The organism is Vibrio pelagius (assembly GCF_024347575.1).
GTDB lineage: Bacteria > Pseudomonadota > Gammaproteobacteria > Enterobacterales > Vibrionaceae > Vibrio > Vibrio pelagius.
In genome coordinates, this window is record NZ_AP025503.1 from 1,306,566 (window position 1) to 1,326,394 (window position 19,829).

At 44.5% G+C, this 19,829-nt stretch carries 20 protein-coding genes; 19 read left to right on the forward strand and 1 reads right to left on the reverse strand.

Features of this window, described 5'->3' with window-relative positions:
- The first annotated feature begins 82 nt into the window (after window positions 1–82).
- The 15 genes from nrfB (at window position 83) to vsple_RS05940 (ending at window position 14,809) form a co-directional block, all read left to right on the forward strand.
- Window positions 83–667 (forward strand): cytochrome c nitrite reductase pentaheme subunit, encoded by a 585-nt coding sequence (nrfB, locus tag vsple_RS05870; protein ID WP_261882949.1) that lies wholly within the window; start codon window positions 83–85, stop codon window positions 665–667.
- Window positions 668–670: 3 nt separating this feature from the next.
- Complete coding sequence (gene nrfC, locus vsple_RS05875; RefSeq protein ID WP_261882950.1) at window positions 671–1,357, forward strand: cytochrome c nitrite reductase Fe-S protein; 687 nt, start codon at window positions 671–673, stop codon at window positions 1,355–1,357.
- A gap of 2 nt (window positions 1,358–1,359) precedes the next feature.
- Window positions 1,360–2,334, forward strand: a complete 975-nt coding sequence (nrfD, locus tag vsple_RS05880) for a cytochrome c nitrite reductase subunit NrfD (RefSeq protein ID WP_032549277.1) — start codon at window positions 1,360–1,362, stop codon at window positions 2,332–2,334.
- 55 nt (window positions 2,335–2,389) lie between these two features.
- Window positions 2,390–4,321 carry a heme lyase CcmF/NrfE family subunit gene (locus tag vsple_RS05885; RefSeq protein WP_261882951.1) on the forward strand — a complete coding sequence of 644 codons (1,932 nt, stop codon included), beginning with the start codon at window positions 2,390–2,392 and terminating at the stop codon, window positions 4,319–4,321.
- On the forward strand, window positions 4,302–4,871 hold the full coding sequence (locus tag vsple_RS05890) for a DsbE family thiol:disulfide interchange protein (RefSeq protein ID WP_261882952.1): 570 nt from the start codon (window positions 4,302–4,304) through the stop codon (window positions 4,869–4,871). The genes vsple_RS05885 and vsple_RS05890 overlap by 20 nt, the downstream gene beginning before the upstream one ends.
- Entirely contained in the window at window positions 4,868–5,302 is a 435-nt protein-coding gene (gene nrfF / locus vsple_RS05895; protein ID WP_261882953.1) for a heme lyase NrfEFG subunit NrfF, read from the forward strand. The genes vsple_RS05890 and nrfF overlap by 4 nt, the downstream gene beginning before the upstream one ends.
- 90 nt (window positions 5,303–5,392) lie before the next feature.
- The gene (locus tag vsple_RS05900; protein ID WP_261882954.1) at window positions 5,393–5,569 is read left to right on the forward strand and encodes a hypothetical protein; all 177 of its coding nucleotides are present in this window, start codon (window positions 5,393–5,395) and stop codon (window positions 5,567–5,569) included.
- A 227-nt stretch (window positions 5,570–5,796) separates the two neighbouring features.
- Window positions 5,797–6,396 (forward strand): GTP cyclohydrolase II, encoded by a 600-nt coding sequence (locus tag vsple_RS05905; RefSeq protein WP_261883130.1) that lies wholly within the window; start codon window positions 5,797–5,799, stop codon window positions 6,394–6,396.
- A gap of 172 nt (window positions 6,397–6,568) precedes the next feature.
- The gene (locus vsple_RS05910; RefSeq protein WP_261882955.1) at window positions 6,569–7,828 is read left to right on the forward strand and encodes an imelysin family protein; all 1,260 of its coding nucleotides are present in this window, start codon (window positions 6,569–6,571) and stop codon (window positions 7,826–7,828) included.
- A gap of 153 nt (window positions 7,829–7,981) precedes the next feature.
- Window positions 7,982–9,370, forward strand: coding sequence for a di-heme oxidoreductase family protein (locus vsple_RS05915; RefSeq protein WP_261882956.1), 1,389 nt, complete (start codon window positions 7,982–7,984; stop codon window positions 9,368–9,370).
- Window positions 9,371–9,530: 160 nt separating this feature from the next.
- Window positions 9,531–10,589: an imelysin family protein gene (locus vsple_RS05920; protein ID WP_261883131.1), complete on the forward strand. Its 1,059-nt coding sequence runs from the start codon at window positions 9,531–9,533 to the stop codon at window positions 10,587–10,589.
- A complete protein-coding gene (locus vsple_RS05925; RefSeq protein WP_261882957.1) occupies window positions 10,579–11,667 on the forward strand; it encodes a DUF1513 domain-containing protein in 1,089 nt (362 codons plus the stop codon). The genes vsple_RS05920 and vsple_RS05925 overlap by 11 nt, the downstream gene beginning before the upstream one ends.
- 82 nt (window positions 11,668–11,749) lie before the next feature.
- Window positions 11,750–13,294: a L,D-transpeptidase family protein gene (locus vsple_RS05930; RefSeq protein ID WP_261882958.1), complete on the forward strand. Its 1,545-nt coding sequence runs from the start codon at window positions 11,750–11,752 to the stop codon at window positions 13,292–13,294.
- Window positions 13,295–13,468: 174 nt separating this feature from the next.
- Window positions 13,469–14,017, forward strand: a complete 549-nt coding sequence (mepK, locus tag vsple_RS05935; protein WP_255230903.1) for a peptidoglycan L,D-endopeptidase MepK — start codon at window positions 13,469–13,471, stop codon at window positions 14,015–14,017.
- A gap of 138 nt (window positions 14,018–14,155) precedes the next feature.
- Window positions 14,156–14,809: an MBL fold metallo-hydrolase gene (locus vsple_RS05940; protein ID WP_255230902.1), complete on the forward strand. Its 654-nt coding sequence runs from the start codon at window positions 14,156–14,158 to the stop codon at window positions 14,807–14,809.
- Window positions 14,810–14,866: 57 nt separating this feature from the next.
- Here the strand turns inward: vsple_RS05940 and vsple_RS05945 are convergent, their stop codons facing one another.
- The gene (locus tag vsple_RS05945; protein ID WP_261882959.1) at window positions 14,867–15,625 is read right to left on the reverse strand and encodes a DUF2982 domain-containing protein; all 759 of its coding nucleotides are present in this window, start codon (window positions 15,623–15,625) and stop codon (window positions 14,867–14,869) included.
- A gap of 221 nt (window positions 15,626–15,846) precedes the next feature.
- Between vsple_RS05945 and vsple_RS05950 the strand changes: the two genes are divergently transcribed.
- The 4 genes from vsple_RS05950 (at window position 15,847) to vsple_RS05965 (ending at window position 19,796) form a co-directional block, all read left to right on the forward strand.
- Window positions 15,847–16,239, forward strand: a complete 393-nt coding sequence (locus tag vsple_RS05950; RefSeq protein ID WP_032549263.1) for a hypothetical protein — start codon at window positions 15,847–15,849, stop codon at window positions 16,237–16,239.
- Window positions 16,240–16,692: 453 nt separating this feature from the next.
- On the forward strand, window positions 16,693–17,787 hold the full coding sequence (locus vsple_RS05955) for a TRAP transporter substrate-binding protein (RefSeq protein ID WP_255230900.1): 1,095 nt from the start codon (window positions 16,693–16,695) through the stop codon (window positions 17,785–17,787).
- A 181-nt stretch (window positions 17,788–17,968) separates the two neighbouring features.
- The gene (locus vsple_RS05960) at window positions 17,969–18,502 is read left to right on the forward strand and encodes a TRAP transporter small permease subunit (RefSeq protein ID WP_255230899.1); all 534 of its coding nucleotides are present in this window, start codon (window positions 17,969–17,971) and stop codon (window positions 18,500–18,502) included.
- A gap of 10 nt (window positions 18,503–18,512) precedes the next feature.
- Window positions 18,513–19,796 carry a TRAP transporter large permease gene (locus vsple_RS05965; protein WP_150872095.1) on the forward strand — a complete coding sequence of 428 codons (1,284 nt, stop codon included), beginning with the start codon at window positions 18,513–18,515 and terminating at the stop codon, window positions 19,794–19,796.
- Window positions 19,797–19,829 lie beyond the last annotated feature (33 nt).

A 19,829-nucleotide genomic window follows, 5' to 3' on the forward strand; every position in this document is an offset into this window, starting at 1 on the left:
TAGTGCTGTTTAACGATACTTTTGTTTAATCGGATTTTTATTTAGTTGAGAGTTAAATAAATCCGATATAAGGAAAGGAAAAATGGGCAATATAAAATTGGCCATAGTCATAATGCTTAAATCCCTTCTAGCATTCTGCCTCTATGGTTATTCCATTCATGCTGTTGCCGAATCCGTTGAAATAACGCCAACGGAATCAAATAGGCATGCAGTCGAATTAATTCGCGATAAAGATTATAAGTGCGTTCAATGTCATAAAGATTCCAAAGAAACATTACTGGATTCACATGGTATAGATGCACATAATATTGTTGGACGAGAAATTAACTGTACAGATTGTCACAGTAATATAAGTCCGGATCACCGAGAAGGGGCACCAGAGGTGATCAAATATCGCTCCGCACAATCGCAAAAAGGAACAAATAAGGTATTTTTGGATCCTCAAAAGATCTTACAAGCAAATAGTGGATGCACCGATTGTCATAAACCAGAATATTTACAAGAAGATAACTGGACACATGACGTTCACGCGAAAAACCTTACTTGTTCAAATTGTCACGATGTACACGCCAATAAATCTAAGGTTCTGAGTTTAGATAAGAAACAAACGATCAAACTGTGTGTTGATTGTCACTCAGACTTTAACCAGAAGAAAGAGGAGGAGTAATCTATGAGCTGCTCTAGAAGAAACTTTTTAGCTGGTGCCGGTGCAGTGATTGTGACAACCGGGATCGCTGGCACATCGGTTGTTACTAGCAGAAAAACACTGGCTAGCGTACAGACTGATGGCAATAAGCGCTATGGAATGATCCACGATGAAACCGCATGTATCGGTTGTACAGCCTGTACAGAAGCGTGTCGGGAAGTGAATAAGGTTCCTGAAGGTGTTTCAAGGTTGGAAATTGTGCGCAGCGAGCCACAAGGTGAATACCCTGATGTCGATTATCGCTTTACACGAAACTCCTGCCAACACTGCGACAACGCACCGTGTGTCATGGTGTGTCCAACAGGTGCGGCATATAAAGATGAGAAGACTGGCATTGTCGACGTACACAAAGAGAAGTGTGTTGGTTGTGGCTATTGTCTGCTGGCTTGCCCTTATCAAGTACGCTTTTTCAATCCACAAGACGGTTCGGCCGACAAGTGTAATTTCTGTCGCGATACGAACTTAGCACAAGGAAAACTGCCTGCTTGCGTGGAGTCTTGTCCAACAACAGCACTGATATTCGGCGATCTTAATGATCCAAACAGTAAGATCAATCAAGTGCTGAAATCCGAAGTGGTTTACAGAGATAAAGTGCACTTAGGCACGCAGCCTAAGCTTTACAAAGTACCACATCAGAAAGGGGAGATTTGATTATGAGTGCATGGGATACAGCTTTCCAATCTGGAACAGTGGTCTGGGATTGGATTATCGCTATCTACTTGTTTTTAGCAGGTATGTCAGCGGGTGCAGTGATGATCTCTATCTACCTCAAGAGGAAGGTTATCGAAGGTGATGCGTCGAAGAACGGAGTGTTGAAGGCAACGGCTTTTCTTGCGCCATTTGGCATCATTTCGGGTCTGCTTATTTTGGTGTTTCACCTTACGAAGCCACTCTCTTTCTGGAAGATCATGATCTTCTATAACCCAACATCTGTGATGTCGATGGGTGTGATCCTATTCCAAGTCTACATGGCGATCTTGTTTGTATGGATCGGAATTATATTCAGGGATCAGATCACGCTGTTTCTGAGTGAGCAGAGCTGGCTTAAAGGACGTTTAGATTTTGTTGGGAAACTCATTGGCAAACTGGAACCTCTTGAAAACGCAACAGAAATATTTTTGGCTGTGCTAGCACTCTTGCTTGCGGCGTATACCGGTTTCCTACTATCAGCGCTAAACACATTCCCAATGTTGAACAACCCAGTATTACCAATACTGTTCTTGTTCTCGAGCTTGTCCTCAGGTGCAGCAGCCTGCATTTTGTTTGGGGTTCTGGTGTTTAAAGAGTCTCCTCAAGGCCCGAGTATCTCTTGGATCCATGGTTTCGAACGTCCAGTGGTGATGTTTGAACTGTTCGTTCTCGTGACCTTCTTCACTGGTTTGATCTTCGCTGGTGGTCAAAGCGAGCAAGCGGCGTGGAATGCTATTGGTAGTGGGTTCTGGGCGAGTTGGTTCTGGTATGGCGTGATTGGTATCGGTATGGTTTTACCTTTGCTGCTCAATGCTTTTACCCCTAAAGCGGTTCGTCATACTGGAGTCTACATTTTTGCTGTGACTTGCTTAAGTTTGGCGGGCGTTTTAATGCTTCGTACCTTTGTACTTTATGCAGGTCAACTAACTCTAGCGTAAGCGTGAGTGATGTTTGTTCTATCCGGCCCCTTCGTTGGGGCCATATCGAGGTGATATGCTAGGTTCTTTAGGGCTATTCAATCTCATTGGTGTCGCAGTTCTCAGCAGTTTGGTGAGTATTGTTTATTTGGCTGGCTGTTATTCTCAGTCAAAGCGCTATTCCGCCTTCATTGGCAGTGCGACTCAAGCGGCCTCTCTTCTATCGATTTCTGCTGTGAGTATCCTCGCTTTGGCTTTCTATCAGGACGACTTTTCGATTCTCTACGTCGCTGAGCATTCAAATACCCAACTACCAAGCGCCTTTAAAATAGCAGCTGTATGGGCAGGACATGAAGGCTCGTTGCTTTTTTGGGTGCTTACCTTAAGCTGCTGGGCAGGGTTTATCGCCAGACGAGATCATTATCGAACGGACTATTGTGATGCAGTCCTTTGGGTAATGAATCTACTTATCACGGTGTTCGCTTGGTTTACCTTGATTGCTTCCAATCCATTTGAACTTAATTCAGTGTTTGTGACTGAAGGACGCGATCTGAACCCTATGTTGCAGGATGTTGGGCTGATTTTTCATCCGCCATTACTCTACCTTGGCTACGTCGGTTTTTCGGTTGTTTTGGCGTTTTCAGTTGCGGCCTTGATGGTCAAACCTATTGAATTTGATTGGGTAAGACATTGCCGAACATGGTGCTTAGTGGCTTGGTGCTTCTTAACCGCGGGTATTGCGCTTGGCTCTTGGTGGGCTTACTACGAGCTGGGTTGGGGCGGCTGGTGGTTCTGGGATCCGGTTGAAAATGCGAGCTTGTTGCCTTGGCTAACCGCGACGGCGTTACTGCATATTTTGGGCGTTGCCAATGGTAAGAAACAGTTATTGAAGTGGTCTTTCAGTTTAGCTTTTATCACGTTTAGTCTAAGTATCTTAGGCACTTTCATTGTTCGCTCTGGAGTGCTTACTTCAGTACATGCATTTGCGGTTGATCCAACCAAAGGAATGTCATTACTTTTGATCCTAGTTTTGGTATTACTGAGCTCTTTCTCCCTGTTAATCATCAAAGGGGAGCAATTCGAATCGCAAGCGATTGTTAGTTTTAAAAGCAAAGGCTTTATGGTGTTGATCGCCGCGCTGATGTTGATACTGGCGATGTCGATTGTTTTGTTTGGTACTTTCTACCCGATGGTTTTTGAATTGTTAGGCCTAGGGACTATTTCTGTTGGCGCGCCGTATTTCAATCTGTTGATTGCACCATTAGGGCTATTGGCTCTTGTAATGATGGGGATCGCACCACTAATGGTGTGTAAACCACAATGCTCGCTTAAGTTAGCGATGTTGTTGGCAGTGGTTTCCATGATAAGTGGCGCGCTTCTATACGTACCACAAGTGTTAGTTAGTGACTTGTACTCAATCTCATGGATGGTATTGGTTACTTGGTGCTTAGCGTGTTGGGTCGTTTTTACCCATGGTTATGGCCTGTGGCGCACCCGAAACATGCGTTATCAGCGTAAATTGTTTGGGATGTCGATAGCACATCTTGGTGTGGCTGCTCTCGCGGTAGGGGCTGGGATGAACAGCTTTCACTCTTTTGAAGCGAGCTACCGTTTGGCGCCGCACAGCCAAGTTGAATTTATCGACTGGACGTTGACCTATCAAGAGACAGAGCTTTATGTAGGAAACAACTACACAGCAGAGAGAGGCGTTATTGAGGTCTCAAACGAAGCGCATCGTTTCGTTATCGCACCCGAACGTCGCCATTACCCTGTACGGGTGATGAATATGAGTGAACCTGCGATGAAGTGGTTCTGGCATGGTGATATTTACATCACAATGGGAGAGAAGGTCGATCGTCAAGGTTATGCATTTAGAGTGCAGTACAAAGCGTATGTGCGCTGGATTTGGTTGGGGGCATTACTCATGATGTTAGGAGGTTTAGTGTTAGTCTTGCAAAGGTATCAGCGACGAATCAAGGAGACGGGTTATGAAATCCAATGTTCGTAATAAAATGGTGATACTGTTTGCCATTACTTTTGTGGTAATGGTCGTCTTTGGTTTGGCTTTAGGTAAAAAACAACAAGTCAGTGTCACCGATCAACATACAAGAGACTTCCCTAAGTTTTCGCTTGCGAGTCTATCCATGCCCGAAGAAAGTGCAGTAGGTGGAAATGCTCCTGTTACTTTGACGAGAGAAGATGTGACTGCACACCCATACCAATTAGTGAATGTATGGGCTTCGTGGTGCGGAATATGTAAGCAAGAGCATCCAGTCTTATTAAAGCTTGCAGATAGTGATGTTCCTATCATTGGCTTGAACTATCGTGACACGGCTGCAGCGGCGATTAAGGCGCTTCAAACTTCCGGTAATCCGTACCATCAAGTGATAAGCGACCCTAATGGTAAATTGGCGTTGGATCTAGGCGTTATTGGTACACCTGAGACATACCTAGTTGACCAACAGGGGAGAGTGATTAAAAAGCTAGTGGGAGCAATGACACAACAAGTGTGGCAAGAGGAGTTTGCTGACTATTTTACGAATAAGGCAACGTTATGAAGTGCTTAGTATTGGCATTGTTGTTCTTGAGTGTGTTAGGTGTCAGCCCACTAATAAAAGCGAATGAGCTGTTTGTTTCTAATAACAAACAGGTTGCGATAGAAGTTGAGTTGTTTGAATTTGATAATTTAGCTCAGCAGCAACAAGCAATATCATTAGCGAAAACATTACGTTGCCCTCAGTGTCAAAATCAAAATTTGATTGAATCAAATTCTCCAATAGCGAAAGATTTACGACTTCATGTATTTAACATGGTTAAGTCTGGAAAAACCGATACACAAATCATTGAGTATATGACTGAGCGATATGGGGAATTTGTTTTATATAAACCCGCATTCAAAATGACAAATGGGTTACTTTGGCTCTTCCCGCTTCTCTTATTATTGCTATTTGTATATTTGCTAATTAAAAGTGTTAAGGCGAGTCCATAAAAAATTAAATTAATTGTTTACCTCAAGTTCTGTATTTTGTAACATATATCACTCGTATATGACTTGGCACTTCAATATAAGGACGTATTGGTGGAAAACGTAATCTCAAATCTAAAAAAAGAGTTTTATAGCCATGTCCAGTCTGAACAGTGGGCAGATAAGTACAGTGCTAAGTCAACCGTCTCTATGTTGACGCAAGAAGAGCTGGCTGAGTTGGAAAACGCTTGGATTCAACTCGTGATCTGGAAGCAGAAACAGGTCGGTTAAGTCAATCTAACAGCCTAATTTATAACCCCATGTCAACCTAGTTGGTGTGGGGTTTTTTAATACTGCTAACAAATAGTGTTATATTATAACATTTTCTTGGTTCGGAGCCTTGAAAAAAGTGATCAACAGCGCCATAGTGTCTATCATTAGATTGTTCGCTACAAAATTATTACTGAAATGAATAACGTAGCGCTGTTAAATACAACGAATTGCAAGTGAGTGTAGATATGGCGGAAGTTCGTGCCAGAGTAGATTTTAAAGTTGGAGCAAGCAGCAACATTGATGCAGAGCTTCTTTCATTCCACGGCTTAAAAACAGACAAAGAACACGTTGCTGTGATTTTCAGAGCAGCAGACAAAACGCAACAAATCCCTCTCGTTCGCATGCACTCAGAGTGTTTGACTGGGGATGTGTTCCACTCGTCACGTTGTGATTGTGGTGAACAGTTAGACGAGACGATTCGTCGCATGGGTGAGTCTGGCGGTATTATTCTTTACCTTCGTCAGGAGGGTCGAGGTATTGGCCTTTACAACAAAATTGACGCCTACCGTTTGCAAAGCGAAGGTATGAATACGTACGAGGCGAATAATCACCTAGGTTTTGGTGATGACTTACGTGATTTCACTGAAGCTGCAGAGATGTTGCGTGCATTAGAGGTGACTAAAATCCGTCTAATTACTAACAACCCTAAAAAAATCAACGAGCTGAAGTCTTACGGTATTGAGATCGAAGAGGTCGTAAACACCGCGGCTCATATCAAGTCTGGTAATGAAAATTACCTCAAAGCAAAAGTGTCTCACGGTAAGCACAACTTAAACATCGACTGATGTAACATGTTGCTGATAGCATAAAATGAAGAAAAAACCTCACATTTGTGAGGTTTTTTTGTATTTGCCTTGCAAATAAATTGTAAATTTGTATTATCGCAATAAGTAGTGCAAATGATAATGGTTTGCACTACCGATATTTATAATAATTCAAGCTCAACAAGGATGCTTCATGACCATTAAATCTTTAGTGACTAAAGCGGTTACTTCGTCACTCATTTTTGCTTCTGCTTCATCTTTTGCAGCAGTGACCCAAGATCAAGTTGTCGAGCACTACGCTGACATCGCGCACGCGGTATTTGCTGACTCTGTGATTACAGCGAAAGCTCTTAACTCTTCTATCGACACATTTTTAGCTTCGCCGTCTGCGAGTAACTTTGAACAGGTAAAGCAAGCTTGGTTGGAGTCTCGCGTTCCTTACCAACAGTCTGAAGTGTTCCGTTTTGGTAACGCTGTGGTTGATGATTGGGAAGGTCAACTAAACGCATGGCCACTAGATGAAGGTCTAATCGACTACGTTTCAACTGACTACCAATACGAGCTAGGTAACGAAGGCGCGAGTGCAAACATCGTTGCAAACGAAACCTTCCAAATTGGTCAAACTAAAGTTGACGCATCAAACATCACACCAGAGCTTATCGCTGATCTAAACGAGATCGGTGGTTCTGAAGCGAACGTTGCATCGGGTTACCACGCAATTGAATTCCTACTTTGGGGTCAAGACCTAAACGGTACTAACGCTGGTGCTGGTGCGCGTGCATACACAGATTTTGTGGTTGGTGCGGAATGTACAAATGGCAACTGTGAGCGTCGTGGCGCTTACCTTAAAGCGGCGGCAGAACTTCTAGTTCAAGATCTTGAGTGGATGGAAAAGCAGTGGTCTGCGGATGAGAAGGGTAACTACCGTCAAGAGTTACTAGCAGAATCTAGTGACAATGGCCTACGTAAGATGCTATTCGGCATGGGTTCACTGTCTCTTGGTGAGCTTGCTGGTGAGCGTATGAAGGTAGCATTAGAAGCTAACTCTACTGAAGATGAGCACGATTGTTTCTCTGACAATACGCACAACTCTCACTACTACAACGAGCAAGGTATCTACAACGTTTACACTGGTCTGTACAAGCGTGAAAACGGTACATTGCTTTCGGGTCCAAGCATCTACGATCTCGTTGAGCAAAAAGATAAGCAAGCGGCAAAAGAGATCCAGAAGCAGTTTGACCTAGCACGCGCACAAGTTGGCGAGCTTGTTTCTTCGGCAGAGAAGAACAACGAGTATTTCGATCAACTGATCGCAGCAGACAACGCGGCGGGTAATGCACTTGTGAATAAAACTATTGTTGCGCTGGTATCTCAAACGGCTGCAATCGAGCGTGCAGCGGGCATCATCGGTATCGATAGCTTAAACCCAGACACAGCTGACCACGAATTTTAATCTCTCGTGATGTCTCGATATTGATAAGGGCTCGTTTGAGCCCTTATTTGTTGAGCCTTAATCATCAAAGCTAACCCAATCTAATAAATCTAAGTATTAGCCAATAAAAAGTACAACGAAGCTAACTACTCACTAACTTAGCAAAGGCAATGTATGAAGTCGTATCTTTCCGCCTCGTTTTTAACCGCTCTGTTTTTCGTTTCTCCACTACACGCCCACGATGTTTACTCTGGCGGTAAGACTACCGTCAAAAAAGAGGGAGCGAACGCATTCTCTCTTCCTGCAGCAAACCTGCCTATGACCAAGCGTCTGGACTTCAGTGTCGGTAATAGCTTCTTCAGAAACCCTTGGGTTCCGGCGCCTTCATCGACAGATGCTCGTGATGGCTTAGGTCCACTATTTAATACTAACGGTTGTCAAAACTGTCACATCAAAGATGGACGTGGACACGCGCCTGAAAAAGGCGATGAGAATGCCGTTTCGATGTTGGTTCGCCTCAGCATCCCTGCAGAAACGGCAGAGCAGAAAACCGCTTTTATTCGTGATGGTGTGATTCCTGAGCCAACGTACGGTGGTCAACTTCAAGACTTTGCAATTCAAGGTGTTCAACCTGAAGGCAAGATCAATATCTCCTATACTGATGTGCCTGTGACGTTTGCCGATGGCAGTGTTGTAACACTTCGCAAGCCAACATTAACCATCACCGATTTAGCCTTTGGCGAGATGCACCCTAAAGCACAATTCTCAGCGCGTGTCGCACCACCGATGATTGGTCTTGGCCTATTAGAAAGCATCCCAGAAGAGACCATTCTAGGTTTTGCTAAGCAGCAACAGCTAGAGAACAGGGGAGTGTCAGGTAAAGCGAACCAAGTGCTTGATGTACGCACCAACGAAATGACTCTCGGTCGCTTCGGTTGGAAAGCAGGACAGCCAAATCTAATGCAACAAAATGCTGCGGCGTTTAATGGTGACTTAGGTCTAACAAGTAACCTATTCCCAAATGAAAACTGCACTTCGGCCCAATCAACGTGCACTGATTTCCCTGATGGCGGTAAGCTGGAAGTGAGTGACAACATTCTCGACTTTGTCGAGTTCTATTCTCAACACTTAGCAGTACCAATTCGCAGAAATGTAGAGGATCCACAAGTCGTTAAGGGGCAGGCACTGTTTGCGCAATCTGGTTGTCAAAGCTGTCACCAAACCGATATCCGTACTATGGAGCGAGAAGGGCTACCGGCACTGTCTAAACAACTTATTAGTCCGTATACCGATATGCTTTTACATGATATGGGCGAAGGCCTGGCAGATAACCGTCCTGAATACTTGGCGAATGGCCGTGAGTGGAGAACGACACCACTTTGGGGCTTGGGCTACACGCAAGAAGTTAACGGCCATACGTTCCTATTGCACGATGGACGAGCTCGTAACGTGATGGAAGCTGTGCTTTGGCACGGTGGTGAAGCTGAGCAAGCTAAGCAGAACGTGCTCAAGTTGAATAAGTCTGAACGTGACGCACTTATTGCGTTCTTAAACTCGTTATAATCGACGTTCAGGCTCTATATCTTTATCAGAAATTCACAATGTTTATTAAGGTCAATAGACCTTAGTCTTGTGAATTTTCTTTGCTATGCGTGACGTAAACCAATAATCAAACGCGCAACAATGCTCAACATTAGGTAATAACATGAAAAATAAGCAATTCATGAAAAACAAATTGTGGGCTCTTCCGCTTTCAGCTCTGGTTGTGGCGGGGTGTCAGTCTTCGGGAGAATCCAACGTTTCACGAGAGACAAATCTTGGTTACTCTGCCGATACGACTCAACACTTGAGCACAAATGTTTATCTGACTGAATTCAATTCAGCGGTAAATTTTGCGAAACAAGCGTCTGAGCTAGAAGCAGCGGTTGAATCTTATTGCCAAAGCGATGCAGTAACATTGGATCAGCTAAAGTCGGAGTGGCAACAAACTATGACGGCTTGGATGGCGTTGCAAGGGCAGGAGCGTGGCCCTGCAAAAGCGCTTGAAGAGAGCTGGAATGTACAGTTCTGGCCAGATAAAAAGAACACCACTGGGCTGAAAATGAGTCAGCTTAACCAGCAGGATAAACGTTGGACGCAGCAAGATATCGCGCTTCAAAGTGTGACGGTTCAAGGCCTAGGCGCACTTGAATGGTCTTTTTACGACAAAGCTTCCCCATTACTGACTGACAAAGAGTCTGGTTGCAAAAGCGTTGCAGCCATTGCACAAAATTTAGCTGTGAAGTCGTCCACCATTGCATCGGCTTGGCAGGTTAACCCGTGGACCTCTCTTGATGAGAAGCAATGGGAATCTGAGTACATTGCGCTTATGACGAATCAACTCGACTACAGCATGAAGAAGTTGAGCCGTCCATTGGCGAAAATCGGTAAGCCACGACCATACTTTTCTGAATCATGGCGCGCGCAAACCTCATTGGTTCAACTAAAAGCGAATGTTGTTGCACTAGAGGCGCTGTATTTGGCAGATGGTAAAGGTTTAGATGCAATTCTACGAGAGCAGGGACATCAGGACCTTGCTGACCGTGTTTTCACTCAGTTTGAGCAAACCATTGAAACTTGGCCAGAGCAAGAGAGCTTGTTTGAATTATTGCAAAGCAAAGAAGGCTACCGTTTAGTTTTGTCCCAATACAACAAACTAGAACAGCTGAAATATTTGATTCACGAAGAAGTGGCGATCGAACTAGGTGTGGTAATAGGGTTTAATGCAACCGATGGTGACTGATTCTACACGTAGAAACCTGTTGAAGGCGGCGCTCGGTTGTGCCGCTGTTCCAGTGCTGCCGTTTGGTTGTGCTTCCAATCAATCGAATCACGTAACAGATGGTTCGCCTAAACTGATTGGTTGTGCATTGAACGGTAGAGATCGCTTCTCTGCGGTGGTTGCTGATCAATTTGGTCAACCAATGAGCCAATTGCCGATCCCAGAACGTGGGCACGGTGTTGCCATCAGTCCCAAGCAAAACCATGCTGTGGTATTTGCTCGTCGTCCGGGTAACTTCTTTATCGTGTTTGACTACATGACTGGGCAACAGTTGAAAATGACGGTTAAAGGCGATAATCGCCACTTCTACGGACATGGCGTTTACTCGCTAGATGGTCGTTATCTGTATGCGACCGAAGGTAAGAGTGACACCAGTGAAGGGGTGATTGGCGTTTACGACGTGGAGCAACACTACGCCAAAGTTGAAGAGTTTAGTGGTTTTGGTATTGGTCCTCATGAAGTGATCATCATGCCAAGTGGTGATTTAGCGATTGGTGTTGGCGGGGTTCATACTGATGGCCGCACGCCGAAAAACCTCGATACCATGAAGCCAAGTCTCACTTACCTCTCTCCTAAGGGGCAAATTCTCGACCAAGTGGGATTGCCTGATAACAAATTGAGTATTCGACATCTAGCGCATGATGGCGCAGAGACTGTGTTATGCGGACAGCAATATCGCGGTGAACCAGACGAGTACCCATCTCTACTCGCGATGCACACTAAAGGGGGAGAGTTTGTCAGTTTGAACGCTGAGCCAGAACAGTGGGCGAGGTTTAATCACTATATTGCGAGTATTGCCGCATCTGAAGAGTGGATACTAGCGACATCTCCGCGCGGTAATTGCTACGGAATTTGGTCGAAACAGACGCGTGAGTTGGTCGAGCTTTCATACCTAGCTGATGCTTCTGGTGTGGTCCTATTTGATGATGAATTTCGGCTGAGTTCAGGCGCTGGTGGTGTGATCAGTCAGTCTAAACCAAACGATAAATCGATACTTCAATCGGGTATTCAATGGGATAACCATTGGGGTGCAATTTGATGCATAAAAATCTTTAAAAAATAACATGCTTGCTCCATTTCTTTGCCATACTTAAGAAATGATTTGGCATCAGGAGCATCGTATGTTAGTGAAGTATATTTTCGCCATATTACTGGTGGTCTCCACGCATTCGTGGGGCTCCGCCGGTCATCATATGGGACAGGATATCAAGCCCGGCTCTGATCTGTCATTTTCTCTCCTGTATCCAGAGCTGACTCAGCGTATCTATCAAGAGACCTCTTATCCCGTGGTTTGGGCGTCATTAGCAGCATCTAATGCTTTTGAATTTCAGCTGTCGCTCATCGACAAAGCGCAATTTGCCCCTCTTTTTAGTAAGCAATTTAAGCAAATAGCAGAGCACAAAGCATCAGGCGAATGGGACAAAGTGGATATCCTCACCACAGATGCGCTTCTATATTATTTAAGCTATGTAGAGAACGCTCCGCTGGTTGGTAAAGAGTGGTACTTCTCGGAGAAATTGCAAGATAGGCTACCTGAGCCTGCCCCAGAGACCATCGCACGCTTATTGGACAGTATTAATAACGGCTACCTGCTGGAATTGGTGCTTTCTTATGCGCCGCCTGTGGGTAATTTCGATCAGCTTAAAGAGTCTTACGCTGTCCTATCTCAAGCGATGAGTGAGACTGTCCCTATGTACGACCAAATCGGACTCAAAAGGCTTGACGATGAGATTACCCAAAAGCCCATTTTATTGGAGCGAATGGCTTTGGTGGGCGTCGATACCTCGCACGTTGACCCAAATATTGCGATGTTCGATCTCGAGTTAGAGATTGCAGTCAAATCCTTCCAAAAAATTCACGGAATAAAACCTGATGGGATCATAGGCCCCAATACATTGAAGTGGATCAATATGCCGTTTGATGATCGTTTACGAGCGATTGCGTTGAATGCGGAGCGTGCACGTTTGTGGCCGAAAGATAGAGACTCACTGATTGTGGTTAACGTGCCTAGCTTTGATATGAAGTATTGGGAGGGAGGCAAAGAGGTCTTTGAATCTAAGGTTGTTGTGGGCAGAAAATCACGCAAGACCCCGTTGTTAGAGATTAATCTCGACTCCGTGATTCTCAATCCGACTTGGAACGTACCGTGGAAGATCATGGTAAAAGATATTTTGCCGAAAGTACGTGCCGACGAGAGCTACCTAACTAGCAACAATTTTCGAGTTATTGATGGCTGGAGAACGATGGAAACCATAGATCCCGAGCTCATTGATTGGCAGAGCATCAACTTCAACTCCTTCCCATATCGTATGAGGCAAGAAGCGGGTTCGCGAAACGCATTAGGTTTGTATAAGTTCAATACACCAAATAAGCGGGCGATTTATTTACACGATACGCCGAGTAAGGGGCTATTCAATGATGATTTCCGTGCTTACAGCTCTGGTTGTATCCGTGTAGAACATGCCGAAGAGCTCGCAGAGTTGTTGTTTGCAACTAAAGTTAGAAAGGCACCACAACAAGATGGTTTGCTTGGTCCGAACACCAAAGTGAGGCTAAAAAAACGAATCCCGGTGCATATTATTTATCAAACCGTTCTGTTTGAAGAAGAAGGAATTCAGTATCGCGGTGACGTTTACCAATACGATAAGGAAGGTGGTGAAGGGTGATCTTAACCAAAAGTTTACAAACAAAATTTTATAGATGATTTTGTAAAGCCTATCAATAACTAAGAGTTTTAAGGCATCGAAAATAGCGTCTTTGAGCAAGTTTTGCGCATTGACGTCGCTATACCCATTATGTATCGTGCGTTTTTTGTTCGATTTAATGGGATTTTTTGCTGTATGTCTCAAAATGTATTCTCTCGCCGTCAGTTTCTCACTATTGCTGGTGGCTCTGTGGTCGCAGCTTCGCTCACTCCTTCTCTCGCGTTTGCTTCTTACCCAGACCAACCTAGAGTCATTAGCATGAATAACCTTCATACCGGTGAACGATTGGAAAGTTGCTACTTCGATGGTAAGAATTACGTGGGTGATGAAATGGCGCGCTTGAGTAAGTTGTGTCGCGATTTCCGTCGTAATGAAATTCATCCAATGGACAAAAAGCTGTTTGATCAAATCACCCAAATTCAAAATATTCTTGGTATTCAAAAAGAAGTACAGATCATATCGGGTTACCGTTCTCCAGCGACCAATGAAGCGCTTCGCTCAAACTCAAGTGGTGTGGCGAAAAAGAGCTACCACATGTTGGGTAAAGCGATCGATTTTCGTATCGATGGTGTAAACCTGAAAGAGCTACGTGATGCCGCGAAAAGTTTGCAAGCGGGAGGTGTAGGTTATTATGCGCGTAGTAATTTCATTCACATTGATACTGGCCCTGTGCGTAGCTGGTAACCAACTCCTCGGTTACTGGATTCGGTTGTACCAAGCTCAAAACTTGTCAAAATAGACATCCAATGTCATAGTTTGCGCCAGATTATGTAATGGAACGCTAAATTAGCCATTATTAAGTTTGCTTTCTAAGGTTTGTATATGTCTCTCAAGTATCAAGTTGTACCGGTTACCTCTTTCTCTCAAAACTGTTCGATTGTGTGGTGTGATGAAACCATGGAAGGCATTGTTGTTGATCCAGGCGGTGACGTTTCACAGTTAGCAGCAATCATCGAAGAGTTGGGTGTAAAGGTGGTGAATTTGGTGCTTACTCATGGTCACTTAGATCACGTAGGCGGCACGGTTCCACTGGCAGAAATCTTAAATGTTGAGATTGTTGGACCGCATAAGGCAGATAACTTCTGGCTTCAAGGTCTAGAGAACCAAAGTCAAATGTTTGGTTTCCCTCTGTGTAAGGCATTTGAACCTAATGCATGGCTAGATGAAGGGGATAAGGTGACATTTGGTAATCAAGTGATCGATGTTATCCACACTCCAGGTCATACCCCAGGTCACGTTGTCCTATTCAGTGAAGAAGCGCGCATGGCGTTTGTTGGTGACGTACTGTTCAACGGTGCGATTGGTCGTACAGACTTCCCTCAAGGTGATTTCAATACGCTAATCTCGTCGATTAAAACTAAACTCTGGCCACTGGGTAACGATGTGACGTTTGTTCCGGGTCATGGCCCTGAATCGACATTCGGTCGTGAGCGTGCATCTAACCCATTCGTTGCTGACGAAATGCCTCTTTACTAAACGAGCGGTATAACTGACTTCTAAATAAACAGCTCGCTCAAGAGCTGTTTATTGCTTTTATTGCTCACGTTCTGCCGCTGCAAGGTAACGTCTAGCAATCCCCACAAACTCTTCTCCACTCATTTTCAAGTCATTGGTTGATATAAAGATATCGTAGCCATGATACTCTCGTTGATAACGCATCCGGTTGGCCAGCATTGCTTGTAAACCTGAATATTGCCAACGCTTGTCTCTCTCTTTTGTTAGAGTCTGTACCTTTGAAGCATTGAGCGCGTCTTGGTCGATAAAAACATTATGGTCATCTTCGCTGAAGTGGATCTTTCTGTTGAATTGCGATGAGTCCAAAACAATGTCTTCAAACTTAGATTCATGCCCCGCTTGCTTAGCACCAAGGTAGAGCAGTGCTCGTTGGTTCAGTAGCAGTTCAGTTGTGATCTTAGGGCAGATGGAATCAAGGTAAGGGGCGTAGTCTCGAATTTTGATGCCAATCCAAGGAAGAGGTTGATGCCATCCATCTTGTTGATAGGTGCATAGGCCAATCTTTTCTATATTTGACCATTTCAGCACCCAACCACCTTTGTAAAAGTGTTGTTGGAAATGAGTTGGTGTTAACGTAAACAGCACTCTGCTACGCAGCATTAAATAATAGCCTGCGACAAGTAAAACGATGACTAAAAAGGCGCCAACAAAAAGCAAGCGTGGAGCGTCATAATAGAGAGCAACTAATAAGCAAACGAAGCCCAAGATGACAGCAACATAACGATAGGCACTTTTGAATTTAGGCAGTGAAAAATTTGCAATATGACGTGTTTCCATAGGGTTCACCAAGTTTCATATTTTGGGTCTGGATGGATAACCAGTAGATATGACCTCGAATTAATAATGCCCTGTCTAAATAATAGACGTTGATAGACAATATCGTTATTTTTCGTCGACTTTCGACGCTCCACTCTACAAATAGCTCCCGTTTTTTGGTATAAATCGCGCTTCAAATTTTCACCACTGCGAGTTAGAGCAGTGAACTGGAGAAATATTCAATGAGACTTGCTCATAAGCGTAAGGTGCAGGCGAAGCTGCAAAAGCGCATTAAAGCGGCTGTAGCAAAAGTAGAAGCAACGCCAAAAACAGCAAAGCCTGTCGCAGAGAAAGTTGTAGCAGAAAAAACTGTAGCAGCAAAACCAGCGGTAGAGAAAACAGTAGCAGCACCAAAAGCGGCGTCTGTATCACTGACTCCTAAACAGCAACAAGTTCTAGACATCGTTGCTAGCAATGCCGACGGCATCAACCCTAAAGGTATCGGCCTAGCGGCTGGTCAAGAAGATGCGAAAGCTGGTTCATGGGCAACAGGCGCATTGAAAAAACTTCTTGAAGAAAACCTAGTAGCGAAAGAACAGCTTGCAGGTAACAAGGTTGTCTACAAAGCAATCTAATTCCTTTGGAATTAATTCGCTTTCTAAGTTTTAAGCCTCGATTTTATCGAGGCTTTTTTGATCTGGTGCCGATCAGACTATCTTCTGCCTCTGAACATAGCAAACCTACAAGGGCTTTCTCAGTTTTGAATAAGAGCTTGGGCTCATATGTGCATTGCACTCTATACGATGTCTGTCACGTTCTCGTAAAATGTTATTAACTTTAGCCCTAGATTACTACGTACGAAGTTTTCTTGGCGATCTCTTGCTCATCTCTTCTCTGTCGCTCTAACTGGCGTCGTCTTGGTAGAAGTCCTACGTACTACTACGTAGTTCTTTGGTCTAATACTGAATTTATTCGCGGAATAACCTGCGTGCTCATTCCCATTTCTTATCAACGGATGTCGATGCATTCTTTTGTTGAATCATAAAGTGCTCATAGAAAGAGTATTGAACCCAACAAAGGACGTGAACATGAGTCTTATTTCTAACTCCCTCACTCGAGTGTTTAAAAACGTGGCGGTTACCGCAACAGCTTGTTTAGCAATGGTTGCGACTGGCGCAACAGCTGCTGAGAAGGTCTATCGTTTGAAACTGGCGGAAACTTGGGGACCAAACTTCCCAATTTTCGGTGACACCACTAAGAATATGGCCAAGATGGCTGAAGAGATGTCGAACGGTCGTCTACAAATTCGTATCGACTCTGCGAATAAACACAAAGCGCCATTAGGTGTATTCGATATGGTGAAATCTGGTCAGTACGATATGGGTCACTCCGCATCGTATTACTGGAAGGGTAAGGTGCCAAACACACTTTACTTTACTTCTATGCCTTTCGGTATGCTACCAACAGAGCAGTATGCTTGGTTCTACTACGGTGGCGGTATGGAACTGATGGAGAAAGTTTACTCTCCACATAACCTACTTTCATTCCCAGGTGGTAACACAGATACTCAGATGGGTGGTTGGTTCCAGAAAGAGATCAACTCAGTAGAAGATCTACAAGGTCTTAAAATGCGTATCCCAGGCTTCGCTGGTGAAATCTTAGCTGAGCTAGGCGCTAAGCCTACAAACATCGCACCGGGTGAGCTGTACACGTCTCTAGAGCGTCGTACGATTGATGCACTGGAGTGGGTAGGTCCATCTCTAGATTTACGTATGGGTTTCCACAAAATCGCACCTTACTACTACACAGGTTGGCATGAGCCAGGTACAGAGCTTCAGTTCCTAATCAACAAACGTACTTGGAACAAGCTACCAGATGACTTGAAAGCGATTCTGCAAGTAGCGATGAAGACGGCGGCTTACGATATGTACACACAATCTAAGCACGAAAGTGGTAAGAACTGGGCTTCAATCCAGTCTGAGTACCCAAATGTACAGGTAAAGGACTTCCCAGTTGAAGTAATGAGTGCACTTCGTGAAGCGAATGACCGCCTATTGAAAGAGCATGCTGACAAAGACGCAACAGCTAAAGAGATCCAAGCTTCGCAAGCAGCTTACATCGAGCAAGTTCGTCCATGGTCAAACATCTCACACCGTGCTTACCTAAACAGCCAAGCGCAATAATTGGTTTGCGTAGTAAGACGTAATCCAAAAAATCGGTAGCTTGGGCAAGTCTTGAGCTACCGAGAAGCCCAAGAAAACCTCTTTGTAGTTTCACCTTAAATAATAACGAAACGCTAAGAGCCCCTAATACAGCTCCGCTGTTGCATTGAGCGGAGCCATTTCAAATTCCATGGAGTAGGGAATGAGAAGTCTAATTTATATCGAACGAGCCTTTAATCGTTTTGGTGATTTCCTTGGCTGGTTATCCAGCATCCTGTTCATCATGTTGCTAGCCAATGTGGTGTATGACGTTGTGATGCGTTATGTATTTAACGACGTGTCGATTGCGTTTCAAGAGATGGAATGGCACCTATTCTCGGCTGTATTCCTACTTGGTGTTCCTTATGCTATCAAAGCGGGCGGCCACGTACGTGTTGACCTGTTCTACGAGCGCCTTTCTAATCGCGCTCAAGCCATCATCGATCTACTAGGAACAATATTCTTCCTGTTCCCGTTCTGCCTGTTGGTAGCTTGGTACGGTATTGATTTTGCCAAAGAGAGTTACTCACTAGGTGAAACATCGGGAGATCCGGGCGGCTTGCCTTATCGCTGGATTATTAAAGCGATGATCCCATTGTCATTCCTATTTATGGCAATCAGTGGTGTTGGCCTGATGCTGCACTCGCTGAACAAAATATTTAACCCACACCTGATTCAGTCACACGAGCAAAAGTAAGGAGACAAAAATGATCGGTATTGTAATGTTTTTTGTAGCCTTGTTTGCGTTGCTACTTGGCTTCCCGGTTGCGTTCACCTTTGGTGGTATCGCGTTGATTTTTGGTGTGTGGGCCGAAGGCATGGATATGTTTGCCTTCATGCCTTATCGAATCCAATCCATCATGGAAAATACGGTATTGATGGCGGTGCCACTGTTCGTGTTCATGGGTTTGGTATTACAGAAAACTCGTCTTGCTGAGCAGTTACTTGAATCCATGGGTAAACTGTTTGGTGGTGTACGAGGCGGTATCGCTATCTCGACGGTTTTAGTTGGTGCGTTGCTAGCAGCCTCGACAGGTGTAGTAGGGGCTTCAGTGGTAGCTATGGGCCTTATTTCGCTCCCTGTTATGCTTAAGTACAACTACGATAAAGGATTAGCGTGTGGCACCATCTGTGCTTCAGGTACTCTGGGGCAGATCATTCCACCTTCTATCGTACTTATTCTATTAGGTGATGTGCTTGGTGTACCGGTTGGTGACCTTTTCCAAGCGGCAGTATGGCCTGGTTTGGTATTGGTTGGCGCTTATGTGCTGTATATCCTCATCTACGCAAAAATGAACCCTGAAGCGGCGCAAGCTATTCCAAGTGACGATAACATCAGTCGTAAGCAAGAAGTTATCACCGCGCTAAAAGCTGTAATTCCGCCACTAGCTCTCATTGTTGTGGTACTAGGTTCAATCTTTGCGGGTGTTGCGACGCCAACGGAATCAGCCGCGCTTGGTGGTGCTGGTGCTATCGTATTAGCGCTACTTTACCGTCAGTTTAGTTGGACAATGGTATACGAAGCATCAAAAGAGACAGTGAAAGTAACAGCAATGGTATTTGCCATTCTGTTGGGTGCAACCGCTTTTTCTATGGCGTTTACTTACACCGGTGGTGATTATCTAGTTGAAGAGTGGATGCTACAAATTCCGGGTGAGAAATGGGGCTTCCTTATCATCACGATGTTGGTTATTTTGATTCTTGGTTTCTTCATCGACTTTGTTGAAATCTGTTTCATCATCGTTCCAATCATTGCACCGGTTGCAGAGATCTTGGGCATCAACATGACGTGGTTTGCAATCTTGATCGCAATGAACCTACAAACCTCTTTCTTAACACCACCATTCGGATTTAGTTTGTTCTACCTGAAAGGGGTAGCGCCAAAAGGTGTGACGACTCGTGATATTTACCGTGGTGTAATGCCGTTTATCGGGATTCAGATACTGGTGCTTGCATCGCTACTGGTATTCCCTGAATTCTACGGAATGTGATCGCCTGATTACATAAAATTAACAAGTCTTGAT

Excerpts from the sequence above, each read along its gene's own strand:
- vsple_RS05950 (WP_032549263.1), top strand. The coding sequence starts at position 15,847 with ATGAGACTTGCTCATAAGCGTAAGGTGCAGGCGAAGCTGCAAAAGCGC.
- vsple_RS05885 (WP_261882951.1), top strand. The coding sequence starts at position 2,390 with ATGCTAGGTTCTTTAGGGCTATTCAATCTCATTGGTGTCGCAGTTCTC.
- vsple_RS05930 (WP_261882958.1), top strand. The coding sequence starts at position 11,750 with ATGTTAGTGAAGTATATTTTCGCCATATTACTGGTGGTCTCCACGCAT.
- nrfB (WP_261882949.1), top strand. The coding sequence starts at position 83 with ATGGGCAATATAAAATTGGCCATAGTCATAATGCTTAAATCCCTTCTA.
- vsple_RS05945 (WP_261882959.1), bottom strand. The coding sequence starts at position 15,625 with ATGGAAACACGTCATATTGCAAATTTTTCACTGCCTAAATTCAAAAGT.
- nrfC (WP_261882950.1), top strand. The coding sequence starts at position 671 with ATGAGCTGCTCTAGAAGAAACTTTTTAGCTGGTGCCGGTGCAGTGATT.
- vsple_RS05920 (WP_261883131.1), top strand. The coding sequence starts at position 9,531 with ATGAAAAACAAATTGTGGGCTCTTCCGCTTTCAGCTCTGGTTGTGGCG.
- nrfF (WP_261882953.1), top strand. The coding sequence starts at position 4,868 with ATGAAGTGCTTAGTATTGGCATTGTTGTTCTTGAGTGTGTTAGGTGTC.
- vsple_RS05915 (WP_261882956.1), top strand. The coding sequence starts at position 7,982 with ATGAAGTCGTATCTTTCCGCCTCGTTTTTAACCGCTCTGTTTTTCGTT.
- nrfD (WP_032549277.1), top strand. The coding sequence starts at position 1,360 with ATGAGTGCATGGGATACAGCTTTCCAATCTGGAACAGTGGTCTGGGAT.
- vsple_RS05965 (WP_150872095.1), top strand. The coding sequence starts at position 18,513 with ATGATCGGTATTGTAATGTTTTTTGTAGCCTTGTTTGCGTTGCTACTT.
- vsple_RS05925 (WP_261882957.1), top strand. The coding sequence starts at position 10,579 with ATGGTGACTGATTCTACACGTAGAAACCTGTTGAAGGCGGCGCTCGGT.
- vsple_RS05955 (WP_255230900.1), top strand. The coding sequence starts at position 16,693 with ATGAGTCTTATTTCTAACTCCCTCACTCGAGTGTTTAAAAACGTGGCG.
- vsple_RS05890 (WP_261882952.1), top strand. The coding sequence starts at position 4,302 with ATGAAATCCAATGTTCGTAATAAAATGGTGATACTGTTTGCCATTACT.
- vsple_RS05910 (WP_261882955.1), top strand. The coding sequence starts at position 6,569 with ATGACCATTAAATCTTTAGTGACTAAAGCGGTTACTTCGTCACTCATT.
- vsple_RS05905 (WP_261883130.1), top strand. The coding sequence starts at position 5,797 with ATGGCGGAAGTTCGTGCCAGAGTAGATTTTAAAGTTGGAGCAAGCAGC.
- vsple_RS05960 (WP_255230899.1), top strand. The coding sequence starts at position 17,969 with ATGAGAAGTCTAATTTATATCGAACGAGCCTTTAATCGTTTTGGTGAT.
- vsple_RS05940 (WP_255230902.1), top strand. The coding sequence starts at position 14,156 with ATGTCTCTCAAGTATCAAGTTGTACCGGTTACCTCTTTCTCTCAAAAC.
- mepK (WP_255230903.1), top strand. The coding sequence starts at position 13,469 with ATGTCTCAAAATGTATTCTCTCGCCGTCAGTTTCTCACTATTGCTGGT.